Consider the following 11,969-nt stretch of genomic DNA (forward strand, 5'->3'; position numbering starts at 1 on the left):
TCGAGGCCAGGCATGACGACGGGTCAGGACGACAAGCGCGCCGGCAGCGGCGCGGCCGCTTCCGGAGTAAATCCAGGCTACGCCCAGGCGCAACTCGACAAGGCCTTGGCGACCGCCGTCGAGCACGCCGATCCGGTCGTGCGCGAACGCGCGCTGGAGCGAGTGCGGCGCTGGCAGGAACTGTTGCGCACGATGCTGCTCGGCACGCTGGCGCATGGCCGGCGCGCGCCGGTGGCGGACCTGCCGGCCTGGGCTACGCTCGAGGTCGTGCACGGCGGATTCGCCAGCGGCCAGGCGCTCGCCGGCGGCCCGCTGCACCCGCACGAACGCGCGCTCGCGCGTGCGCTCGGCGCGGACGAGGCCGGGACGCGCGCGGCGATCAATGCCTGGTACGCCGGGCCGGACGGTCAGGCCGAAGCCTTGCGGCGCCTGAGCGACGGCCGCTATCGCATCCAATTGCCGGAGGAAGGCGCGCTGCTCGCCGTTGCCGCATTGGTCGCGCTCGGCGAAAGCGAGTCGGCGGCGCAGTTGCTCGCCCAGCTCGCTCCGTACTTCGACCGCCTGCGTTTTTATCCGCAACCTTCCGATACGCCGCAAGACCACGATCCGCGCGTGCAAGCGCGCGATGTCGCCGCGGTGATCGCCTCGCTGCAGGCGGTACGTCCGCAGCAACAGCTGCTCGCGCAGAAGGAGGCGGTCGAAGTCTGGGCGCCGTACCACGATCGCGTGGTCGCGCTGTTCTTGGAAACCGTCGAAGACGGCTGGCCGTGTCGCCGTTATCCGGCCGATTGGGCGTCGCGTGCGCGCGCCTTGCTGCACGAGTACGCGCGCTTGCGCCATCGCCACGGCTTGTCCGGCGCGCCGGAGCGTCGCAACCGTCATCCCGCGCAGCTGCGCGATTTTCTCGCCTGCTGCGCCGCCCGACCCGAGTCGTTGGACGGCCGAGAAGTCGGCCGCATCCGCCTGATCGTGCAGCGTCATCTCGACAAGCACGGCGAACCCGGCGGCGAACGTTGCACCGTCCAGCGAGCACGGCAACGCGCGGACGTGGCCGGCCCGGCGTGGCGCGATCTGGCCGGGCTGGTCGCGTCGCGGTTGAGTGATCGGCCGCCGCAATTCGGCCTGAACGACATCGAGCCGCCGCTGCGCGCGGTGGATGCGCAGGAAGCGGCGGCCCTCGGCATCGCCGGCGATACGCCGATGCCCGAGCCGGTGCGTCGCCGGGTCGAGCGCTGTTTGCGCGCGATGTTGCCCGAGTTGGTCGCGCGCGGCCTGGTCGGTTCCGGCGAGGAAGTGGCGCGGCTGCTGCCGCCCGCCGTTTCGCGGCTGAGCGCGCAAAGTCTGCCCGCGTCGCAGCTACGTTCGCTGTACGCGGCGTTGTATCGCGCGTTCCGTCGTCGCCGCTCGTTGTTGCTGCTGGATCTGCAATCGCAGGTGCGATTCGAGGAACTGCCCTGGGTCGCGAGCCTGGACCGTCTGCGCGGCGAAGGCGCGCAAGCCGCTCCGGCGGTGCGGCGCGCCCTGGACGAAACCGTGGCGATGGTGTGGTCGGCTTTCCCCCAGGCCTTATTGCCGAACTAGCTGATCCGCGAACTCGACACGTTGGCGGATCGGGCCGGACTGGATCTGCCGTTGACCGAGGAACTGGCCGCCGACATTTTCACGGGCGAGTTCGCACCGGTGTTCCTGCGCGCGGCGCGACAGGCGGCGCAGACGATGGAGGGCAGCGTGTACGCGCGTTACTACGACGTCGATCGCGCGCAGATCGAGACGTTGAAGGACGACAAAACCTCCTTGGCCGCATTGTGCGCCGCGCGCGCGGGCGTGCAGCCGGGCCGTTCCGGGGCGGCGGCCAACGGCATGGTGCTGGAGCAGCAGCAGATTCTGACCACGCACAATCTGGCGCAGTTGTATGCGGGGCTCGATCTTGGCGACGCCTTGCGAGGACAACTCGCGTCGATGGCGCAGCGCTGCCTGGACTGGAGCGTGGCGCGCTATCGGATGAAGGTCGACGGCCGCCATGCGCGGCTGATCCGGCTCAAGCAGATCGCTTATGCGTGGCGGCAGATGCTGTTCTTTCTGTCCTGGCTGCCCGAATCGGAGCAGCGCGAGTTCGCCGATGCCGCGGTCGCCTCGTTCGCCGCGCAGCCCGCGCAGATGGCGGCGCGCTTCGCGCCCATCCTGCGTGGCCTGACGCTCGCCGTGGCCGGCGAACGGCTGGATTCGCGCACGCTCCATGCCCACGGTGCGCAACGCCTGCTGGGTTGGACCACCGGCGCGCACCCGCTGTTGGCTTGAGCCTGCGTTCCGGCGCGGCTTGCGCTCAGTACGTCACCGTGACGGTAATCGTGTCGCTGTAACTGCCCACCGTCGCCGTCTGCGGCGTGACCCGGCCGTAGACCGTCTGCGATTGCGCGGTGCCGGTCCCAGTGCCGCCCTGAGTGTCGGTGCCCACGGTGTTGCCCCAACGCTGGATGTGATTGCTGTCGCGGTACAGCTCATAGGGAACGAATTGACCGCCGGCGTTGCGCATGCGGCGGATCGTGCCGCTCGCGTACAGGCCGTTGTTGAGTCCGATCTGCCAGGCGGTGTGGCCGGTGCAGGTCAGGCCGATCGCGGTGGTGCGGTCGACGTTGGATGCGATCAGTCCGGGCACGTTGCCGAAGGCGAGATCGGGCACCGGCTTGGGGGTGAGCGTGCAGGTGTTGGGCACCGAGCCGTTGACGGTGAAGGGGAACGAACTCGCGGTGCCGGCGCTGCCGCCGCTGAGGCACGAGGCCGGCATGGGAGGACTGCCGAGCAGGGCTTCGGCGTAGCGGAACTCGATCAGCGTATCGGGGCCGGCGGTGAAGCGGTTGACGTAGGTGCCGGCGTTGAGCGCGGTCTGGGCGGGGATGCGGCCGTACAAGGTCGCGGTGAGGGTTTGGCTGCCGCCCAGCAGCGGCACTGCGTAATCGAACTGCAGCGGCACGAAGTTGGGCACGGTGGCGTTGCCGCGCGCGCCCCAGATCGCGCTGCGCGCCGCGTCGCTGTAGAGCTGCATCTGCAGCGGGTCGTTGAAGCCGTTGATCATCCTTCGCGGCGCCAGCGTGCCGCCGCCGTCGGTACCGCTGAAGATGCTCACGCACATGTTGACCTTGGCCCGCGCCAGCAGCGACAGCGCGCCGGTCGAGCAGGTCACGGTGAGGGTGGCGGTGGCGTCGCTGATCGCGCCGGTGGTGGCGGGGAAATTGAGATTGGTCATGCTGGCGGTGCAACTGGTCGCCGCGCGCGCAGGCGCGGCGAACCACAGCAGGCACGACAACAGCGCGAGCAGGCCATGCTTCATGGCGAGGCCTGCGCGGTGCACGCCAGCGGACCGATCCGGACGATGCCCTGCGCATCGGCCGGATAATCGAAACGCACGCGACAACGGCCCTGCGGCGTATCCACGCGCAGTTCGTTGTGGTCTTGCAGCGATTCCAGATAAGTCTCGCCGTCGTAGCCGACCACCGCCGTGCCGCCGTCCGCACCATGCACGCGCGCGCCCACCGGCAAGGGCTGGCCGGCGCCATCGCGCAGGATCAGCACCGCGGCGCGGATCTTCTGGATCGAGAAGCGCACCACCATGCCGGAGCGGTCTTTCGGCGTGGCCTGGGTCTCGACCTGATCGAGCTTGGTGTCCGGCGGCAGTTCCATCGGATCGATGCCGATGCGGTTGCGCTGCCAGGCGTTGAGCGGCGTCACCAGCAACATGCCGTCGCGATCGGTGCGGCCGAACGGCCGGTTTTCCAGCAGCACCGGCACGCCGGGTACGCCGGTGGAGACCACCGCGAAGGCGTCGCTGACGTTGCGCGCGGCGAACATGTGTCCGCCCATCCACACCAGCGCGCCGCTGGCGCTGGCGTAGCCGTAATCGTGGTCGCCCTGGCGCGCCACGCCCACATTGAATCGGCCGGCGTTGTTGAGCCAGCCCGCTTCGGCCAAGCCGCCTTCCTCGCCGTCGCCGCCGCGCGCCTGCAGGCGCCAGCCGAAGCCGCCGTCGCCGGGCACCGGCCGGGTCAGGTCGATGACCGCCTGATCGCGGTCGCGGGTGCGTTGCGCCGACACGCTGAGCTGAGTGCTGCGCCGGTTGGGATCGTCGAAGTTGTAGCTCAGCCCCAGGAACACGTTGCGATCGGCGCTTTCGTCCAGGTTCTGGTTGTACGACAGGCTCAGCGCGGCACGGCCGCCGAAGCTGCGGCTCCAGGTCGCGCTGGCGTAACGCGCCGGAGTTTCGCCGCGATAGATCAGGCGCACGTAGCTCAGCCCGAGGCTGCCCACAAGGTGGCCGCTCCAGCTGACCACGGCGCGCTCGCTGACCCGCGGCGCGCCCATGCCGTAGCGCGATGCCAGATCGCGATACTCGCCGTGCGTGCGTTGCGTATCGGCCGAGAAATTAAACCGCCCATTGCCCCAGTTGTACGCCGCGGCGTACAGCCAACCCGAGTCGTCGCGATCCTGCCCGTGCGCGAGCGACGCGCTGACCACGCCGGCCTGGCCGAGCAGCCACACGCCGCCCACACCGCCGTTGACCACGCCGTCGCCGCCTTCGCCGTGCGTTTCGACGGTGAAGCTATCGCTGACGCCATAACGCAGATCGCCGCTGAACAAAGGCTCGTTGCCGTAAGAGAACGAACGCACCGCGTAGTCCTCGCGCGCCAGGCCCAGGCTCAGAGACCAGTCCGACAAACCCTTGGCCAGCAGCTGTTGCGCGGCATAGAACGGAAAGTCGAGCGTGCGGACGCGGCCGAAGGCATCGGTGACCACCAACTGCGCGTTGCCGACGCCGGTGATACCGGGAATGGTCGCCAGTTGGAACGGTCCGGGCGCGATTTCGCCGCTGTACTGGCGGATGCCGTTGACGTACAGATCCACCGCCGAGGGCACCGCGACTTCGCCGAGCAAGGTCGGCAACGGCGTGGTGATGCGATAAGGCTGCAGGCCGAAATCGCGACCGATGCGCACGCCGCCCAGGCGCAACGGCCGGCTCCAGTCGAGCTGGCCGCTGACCACGTCGCCGACGGTGACGCTGAACATCGACTCGGGTTTCGACCAGCGCCAACTGCTGTCCAGTCGTACCGAGTCGGTGCGGCGCCGATCGCCTTCGTTCTTGTAGCTGCGGGTGACCGCGGTCTGACTGAGAACGCCACCGCCCAGGCCGAACGCGCGCAGTTCGGCGAAGGCGGTGGTGCTGTCGCCGCGGTCGTCGCGGCTGGTGTAGAGGTCGTAGTTGAGCAGCAGCCCGGGCGAGGCGGTGGCGACGGGGACATCGGCGCCGGGCGTGTTGAGCCGCGCGGTGGCCAACGACAGCAAGGCCAGCGGCGCGTCGATCGCCACGCGCTGGACCGCCGCGTCGAAACGCACCGAAACGCCGTCCAGGCTGTCGGGCGCGAGCACCTCGCCGCTGTCGCGGCCGTCCAGGGCGAAACCGATCGCGCGCAGCGTGGCCACGCTGGCATGCAAGCGTCCGTCGCGCAGCTCGAACGGCTGCGGCGCGCCGTAAGGCATCTGGTTGAGGCTTACTTCCAGGTACAGCGCCATGTTGGCCGCCTGCGCTTCGCCCGCGCGCGCGATCGTCAACGGCGGCGGTTCGACCGCGTGGCTGGGTGGTGATGCCACCAGGAGCAGGCCGGCCGGCATGGCTTCAGCGAGCCGGCGGGTCCAGCGCAAGCGCCTGCTCGTCGGATTCGCCATTGATCCTCGCTTTGAACGTACCCGGACCGCGCAACAGCGCCGCCGGGGCCTTGAGCGCCCAGCGCATGCGCTGGCCGGGGAGGGCGTAGCCGAGCAGGCCGGGCGCGATCGGATGGCGGCTGCCTTGCGCGTCGATGAAGGTCAGGTCGGCCAGCTGCGCGTGCTGGCCGCCGCGGTTGCCGACCGCGAGCCACGGTGTGTCGCCTTCGAAGCTCAGTTGCGCGCTCAGCTCGGGCCGGATCGACGGGTCGCCGGCCGGCGCCACGAACACCGGTACCGAATAGCGCAACACGAACTGCAGGCCGCTGGTCTGCGCGGTCTGCTCCAGCGGCAGTTCGTCGACGATGAGGCGGTAGGCGGTTTCGCCGGCCGGCGGCGCGCCGAGCCGGATCACCCGCACCAGTTGGCGCGCGCCCGGCGCCAGTTCGATCATCGGCGGACTGATCGCCAGGCCCTGGCTGGGTTCGAAACGCTCGCTGCCGTCTTCCTGGACCCAGCGGAACACCCGCACCTGGGCGCGCAACAGGGTGTCGCCGGTGTTGTTGAGCCACAAGCCGTCGGCCTGCTGGCGCGCCTGCAAGGTCAGCGAAGTCGGGGTGACCTGCAGACCGGCCGCGGTGGCCGGTGCGAGCAGTTGCGCCAGCGCCAACACGGCGCATAGCGCGAACCCGGCCGGAGCGGCCCGGACTGCCCGATGGAGCCGGCCGCGGATCATCGCCCTGAAATCAATAGGTGACCGTGGCGACTACCAGGTCATTGTAAGTACCAACGGGAAAGTTGCTGCTGGGGGTCCGCCCGTAGACCGGGATGTTGACCGCCGCGCCGGTGCCGCTGCCGGCCAGCACGTTGCCGCCCACGCCGGTGGTGCTGCCCCAGACATCGGTGGCGCCGCGCGCGCTGTTCCGATACAGCTGATACGGCACCAGATTGGCGCCAGACGCCATCTTGCGGCTGTTCACGTCGGTGCCGTTCTGACCATTGCCCAGGGCGATGGTGTACGCCGTGCCTGGGGTGCAGGTAAGGGTCAGCTGGCCCTGCTGGTCGACGTTGGTCTGGGCCGAGTCGACCGAGCCGAAGTTGACCGGCAGCGGAGCCGTGGTGTTGATGCTGCAGATGCTGGTGATGGTGATGGTGACATTGAGATTGGCGTTATCGGTGGCCGCGAACGCGGGACCGGTAGCAGCCAGGGCCAACACAGCGAGGAACAGGCGGGACGGGGTAAGACGCATGGATCGTTCTCCTGCGCTCGAGGCGCGTTGGCGTGCCGGGTGTCACCGGTTTTGCCTACTTGGAACGCATAAAACATGCCAGTAGGCCGGCACCATATCCGGACATAAACGGACAGAGCGTGATACGGGTCACGGGATGCCTCCCTCTCCCTGTTCAGCCACAGTTTTGTGATTTTTATCACATAAAAAGCGCAGCCCCATTTGCGCTTCGTTTCGCCCTTGTTCGTCAAAAATTGCGCGACCGGGTCGAAAACGTGAGCGAGCGTGAGTCAACGGCTTGTGCGCTTCCGGACGCCCGGCCAAGATGCCCCTCCGCGGATGCTCCTCCGCGCAAGGGGGAGCCCCGATGTCCTTCATCCGACGCGCCAGCCTCGCCGTGCTGACGACTGCCGTGCTGGCGGCGTCCGGCTGTGGCCCGGAACCGGCGACCGCCGACCCGGTCCCGACCCTGCCGGCCCAGGCGGTGACCCAACTGGTCGCCGACCTGCGCGACAACGACCTGGCCGGCTACGCCCGCCATGCCGTGCCGCCGGCCCTGCATGCGCGGCTGGAAACGGCCTGGGGCGAGGGCCGCACGGTCTGGCCGCTGACCGAGCTGCCGTTGGACGACCGCTTTCCTTCGTTCATCCACGCCCTGGCCGAACAGGACGCCGAGCGCAAACTGGTGGCGAGCTACCGGCGCCAGTTCGCCGGCGCCGATGCCGAACTGCGCTCGGCGGCCAAGACACTGGGCCTGTTCGCCACCCAGTACGTGCGCGGCGAACCCGGTTACAGCGAGGCCGAGCGCGATCACCACGCGCAGTTGATCGAAGCGATCAGCGACTGGGCGCAACAGGCGCCGTTGGGCGACTCCAAGCGCGCGCGCGAGGCGATCCCGCAGTTGGTGTCGGCCGCCCGCGCCACCGGCCTGGCCGCGCCGGACGCCTTCGCCAAGACCGGCATGGATCGCAGCCTGCGCCGGCTCGGACCGTTCGTGGCGCGGCTCAAGCAGGTGCTGAGCGGTTACGGCTTGAATCTGGACCAGGCCCTGGACAGCGCCGATGTCAGCCTGGCCGAGCAGACCGGCGACACCGCGCGGGTGCGGATTCGCTATCAACTCGCTGGCGGGCCGGTCGACGCTTATGTGTTGGTGCAACGCATCGACGGCCGCTGGTACCTCAGCGACGTGCTGCGCCACGCCCAGGCCGAGGCCGACGCGCCGGCCAAGGCACCCGCCTCGCCGGCGGTCGCCGAGCGGCTCGCGGCGGTGGCCAAGTTGCAGGCGCGTCCGCGGGTGCCGGCGGCCAAGCCTGCGGCCGCAGGCGCTGTTGTGAACCCGCCGGCCACCGTGGCGGCGCGTACTTCGTCGACGGACACGGCGCCACCCGCGGCCGAGCCGCCGCCCGCTCCGGTGGGCAACAAGCCGGCCGCGACGCTTAACCCGAAGCCGTCACCCCAACCGCGATGATAACCTGCCGCCGCGGAACCGCGGCTGGGGACAGCGTGGCCTCGGGTCCGAGGCGGCTCAACGGCGGGACACGGGTTACCCGCGACCTGAGCGAACGGCGTCGGGGCTGAAGCCCCTCCCACAAAAGACCTCGAAGCAGTCGAGGTGTTTTCCCACCAAAGACTTCGGAGCGATCGAGGTCTTTTGTGGGAGGGGCTTCAGCCCCGACGGTTTCAGGTCGCCACGAGCCTTCCCCGCCGCCGCCGGACGAAATCGGCACCCGAGCGCCGGGTCGGGCGCCATCCACCGCGACGGGGTGACGGTCCGGTCACCCGACGGCCACGCCGCTGTCCCGTCGCCGATCGCTCTGGTGCGCAACATCCGCCCGAGACGCGTATCGGGAACGAATAGGCATAATGCCGGCAATGCCGAAACAGACGCCCCTGCCTTTCCCCGACGCCGCCCCGGCCGATGCCCAGGCATCGACCGGCGAGTCCGCGCCGTCGCCGGCCGGTCATTCCGAGCCGGCCGCCGCCCGCGACCCGGACGGCGCCAGCGCGAATCCGCTTACCGAAACCATGTCTCCAGCGTCCGTTCCGAACGATTCCGACCCCACCGCCGCAGTGCCGCAGGCTCCCGCCGAGCCGTCGCCTGAAGCCGAACCCGCCACGCCCGCCGCCGCCGATGCGGACCTCCAGCCCGCGCCGGTCGGATCGGCGTCTGCCGCTGCCGCCCAACCGGCCGCCGCCGAGCACGACCCGGAGCAGCCCGAACTGCCGATGGCCGCGCCGCCGTCGGGCCCGGGCGATGAGCCTTCGCCCAGTCCGCGCGCGGCCTCGGCGCATCGCCCGTGGTGGGCGCGCCTGCTCGGCCAGCTGATGGCACCGTGGGTCACCCTGACCATCGAGCCCAAGAGCCCGAAAGAACACATCGCCGAGGAATGGCACGGCCGCCCGGTCTGCTACGTGCTCGAAGACTACGGCCTGTCCAACGCGCTGATCCTGGAGCGCGCCTGCCTGGAAAGCGGCCTGCCTTCGCCGCTGCAGCCGCTTCCCGGCGATCCGCTCGGCCGCAAGCGCGCCTATGTGGCGCTGTCGCGGCGCAACGCCGGTTCGCTGGCGCCGTCGGGTCCGCCCTCGGCCAAGACCCATTCGGGTTCGCTCGCCCGCCTGCTCGATGCGCACCGCGCCGATCCGGCGCTGGACGTGCAGTTGGTGCCGGTGTCGATCTTCGTCGGCCGCGCGCCGGACCGCAGCAGCGGCTGGTTCTCGGTGCTGTTCTCGGAAAACTGGACCCTGGTCGGCCGTTTCCGCCGGCTGCTCGCGATCGCGCTCAACGGCCGCCACACCATGGTGCGGTTCTCCCCGCCGGTGTCGCTGCGCGGCATTCTCGACGAAGGCCTGGAACCCGAACGCACGGTGCGCAAACTCTCGCGCGTGCTGCGTACCCACTTCCGCCGCATCCGCGCGGCGGTGATCGGGCCCGACCTGTCGACCCGGCGCATGCTGATCGATCGCGTGCTCGCTTCCGACCCGGTCAAGGACGCGATCGCCGATCAGGCTCGTCGCGACAGCAGCAATGTCGCCGAGGCGTGGAAGAAGGCCCACGCGATGGCCTACGAAATCGCCGCCGACTATTCGCATCCGGTGGTGCGCTCGCTGAGCTTCATCCTCACCCCGGTGTGGAACCGCATCTACCGCGGCGTGCTGGTGCATCACCTCGACCAGCTCAAGCAGGACGCGCCCGGCCACGAAGTCGTCTATGTGCCTTGCCATCGCAGCCACATGGACTACCTGCTGCTGAGCTATCTGCTCTACGCCAAGGGCATCGTGCCGCCGCACATCGTCGCCGGCATCAATCTCAATCTGCCGGTGCTCGGCGGCATCCTGCGCCGCGGCGGCGCGTTCTTCATCCGCCGCAGCATCCGCGGCAGCGCCTTGTATTCGGCGATCCTGAGCGAGTACGTCGCTCAGTTGGTGTCGGGCGGCTATTCGATCGAATACTTCATCGAAGGCGGGCGCTCGCGCACCGGTCGTTTGCTGCAGCCCAAGGGCGGCATGATCGTGATGACCGTGCGCGGCTTCCTGCGCCAGCCCACCCGTCCGGTGTTGTTCCAGCCGATTTATGTCGGCTACGAAAAACTCATGGAGGGCAACAGCTACCTCGATGAGTTGTCCGGCAAGCCGAAGGAAAAAGAGTCGATCTGGCAGTTGCTGTGGGGCATCCCCAAGGTGCTGCGTTCCAACTACGGCCAGGTCGTGGTGAATTTCGGCGAGCCGATCCGGCTCAACGACGTGCTCGCCGAGTACGCCCCGGAATGGGACGGCCAACCGGTCAACGAAGACGACAAGCCGCAGTGGCTGTCCGACACCGTCGATGCGCTGGCCGAACGCATCCAGATCAACGTCAACCGCGCCGCCGACGTCAATCCGATCAACTTGCTCGCGCTGGCGCTGCTGTCCACGCCCAAGCACGCGATGGGCGAGGCCGACCTGATCGCCCAGATCGCCCTGTCGAAGACTTTGCTGGCCGAGCTGCCGTATTCCGACCGGGTCACCGTCACCCCGCACACGCCGCAGGAAATCGTCGCCCACGGCGAAGAAATCAACGTGCTCGAGCGCATCGCCCATCCGCTCGGCGACGTGCTCGGAGTGGACGGCGAAGACAAGGCGGTGTTGCTGAGCTATTTCCGCAACAACGTGCTGCATCTGTTCACCGCGGCGTCGTGGATCGCCTGCTGCTTCCAGCACAACCGGCGCATGAGTCTGGCCGGCGTGCTGCGCCTGGGCCGCAGCGTGTATCCGTTCCTGCAGGCCGAGTTGTTCCTGCCGTGGAGCGAAGACGAGTTCGCCCAGCGTCTGGCGCGCACGGTAGACGTGTTCGTGCGCGAAGGCCTGCTCGAACGCGTCAGCGAAGACGACGGCGGCATCCTCGCGCGCAACGCCGGCCAGACCGACGAAGTGTTCCGCCTGCGCGCGATCGGCCATTCGCTGCAACAGGCCTTCGAGCGTTACTACATCGCCATCAGCGTGTTGGTGAAGAACGGTCCGGGCACGATGTCGGCCGGCGAACTCGAAAGCCTGTGTCAGCTCGCTGCGCAGCGTTTGTCGCTGCTGTACGCGCCGGCCGCGCCGGAGTTCTTCGACAAGACCCTGTTCCGCGGTTTCATCCAGAAATTGCGCGAACTCAAACTGGTGTGGCCCGACAGCGAAGGCAAGCTGACCTTCGATGCGCGCCTGGACGCCTGGGCCAAGGACGCCAAGGTCATCCTGGGCCGCGAGCTGCGGCATACGATCGAGAAGATCAGTCCGGAGATGGCGGCCAAGCCGGCGCAGAACACCGCTGCGGAGTCGTAGACGAACGGTCGCGGCCGGGCGACCAGGGCCCGGCCTATCGGATTCTCCCAGGAAAGCAGGGCGATTCGTCTTTCAGCTCGGCGGCCGCGAGCTCGGCGCCGGATGGTTGGTTTCAAGCCGACCATCCCGGCGCGCCGTAGCGATCCGATCGCAGATTCGAGCACGCGCGCGCCGGTCTGATACTCGTCACTGCAAGCCCGCGGCGAACGCGGGTTACCATCGCGCGACCCCGTAACGCGCGCC

The 11,969-nt window shown here is 68.9% G+C and carries 8 protein-coding genes; 4 read left to right on the forward strand and 4 right to left on the reverse strand.

The annotated features are described in order from the left end of the window. Positions 1 to 12 precede the first annotated feature (12 nt). Together ACTOWJ_RS08575 and ACTOWJ_RS08580 are read left to right on the forward strand one after the other, a co-directional pair. Positions 13 to 1,581, forward strand: a complete 1,569-nt coding sequence (locus ACTOWJ_RS08575) for a hypothetical protein (protein ID WP_441334182.1) — start codon at positions 13 to 15, stop codon at positions 1,579 to 1,581. A 51-nt stretch (positions 1,582 to 1,632) separates the two neighbouring features. Continuing rightward, on the forward strand, positions 1,633 to 2,298 hold the full coding sequence (locus ACTOWJ_RS08580) for a hypothetical protein (RefSeq protein ID WP_441334183.1): 666 nt from the start codon (positions 1,633 to 1,635) through the stop codon (positions 2,296 to 2,298). 25 nt (positions 2,299 to 2,323) lie between these two features. On the opposite strand, the gene ACTOWJ_RS08585 is transcribed toward ACTOWJ_RS08580, so the two are convergent. The 4 genes from ACTOWJ_RS08585 to ACTOWJ_RS08600 are packed head-to-tail and all read right to left on the reverse strand — an operon-like array spanning position 2,324 to position 6,944. Then, a complete protein-coding gene (locus ACTOWJ_RS08585; RefSeq protein WP_441334184.1) occupies positions 2,324 to 3,328 on the reverse strand; it encodes a Csu type fimbrial protein in 1,005 nt (334 codons plus the stop codon). Next, entirely contained in the window at positions 3,325 to 5,691 is a 2,367-nt protein-coding gene (locus ACTOWJ_RS08590) for a fimbria/pilus outer membrane usher protein (protein ID WP_441334185.1), read from the reverse strand. The genes ACTOWJ_RS08585 and ACTOWJ_RS08590 overlap by 4 nt, the downstream gene beginning before the upstream one ends. Further along, positions 5,666 to 6,430: a fimbrial biogenesis chaperone gene (locus ACTOWJ_RS08595; RefSeq protein WP_441334186.1), complete on the reverse strand. Its 765-nt coding sequence runs from the start codon at positions 6,428 to 6,430 to the stop codon at positions 5,666 to 5,668. The genes ACTOWJ_RS08590 and ACTOWJ_RS08595 overlap by 26 nt, the downstream gene beginning before the upstream one ends. 10 nt (positions 6,431 to 6,440) lie before the next feature. Further along, entirely contained in the window at positions 6,441 to 6,944 is a 504-nt protein-coding gene (locus ACTOWJ_RS08600; RefSeq protein ID WP_441334187.1) for a Csu type fimbrial protein, read from the reverse strand. Positions 6,945 to 7,290: 346 nt separating this feature from the next. Between ACTOWJ_RS08600 and ACTOWJ_RS08605 the strand changes: the two genes are divergently transcribed. Together ACTOWJ_RS08605 and plsB are read left to right on the forward strand one after the other, a co-directional pair. Further along, positions 7,291 to 8,391, forward strand: a complete 1,101-nt coding sequence (locus ACTOWJ_RS08605; RefSeq protein WP_441334188.1) for a hypothetical protein — start codon at positions 7,291 to 7,293, stop codon at positions 8,389 to 8,391. Between the two features lie 557 nt (positions 8,392 to 8,948). Beyond that, on the forward strand, positions 8,949 to 11,726 hold the full coding sequence (gene plsB / locus ACTOWJ_RS08610; RefSeq protein ID WP_441334366.1) for a glycerol-3-phosphate 1-O-acyltransferase PlsB: 2,778 nt from the start codon (positions 8,949 to 8,951) through the stop codon (positions 11,724 to 11,726). The last annotated feature ends 243 nt before the right edge of the window (positions 11,727 to 11,969 follow it).

Origin of the sequence: Lysobacter sp. CA199, assembly GCF_052078715.1 — a bacterium.
Taxonomy (GTDB): domain Bacteria; phylum Pseudomonadota; class Gammaproteobacteria; order Xanthomonadales; family Xanthomonadaceae; genus Lysobacter.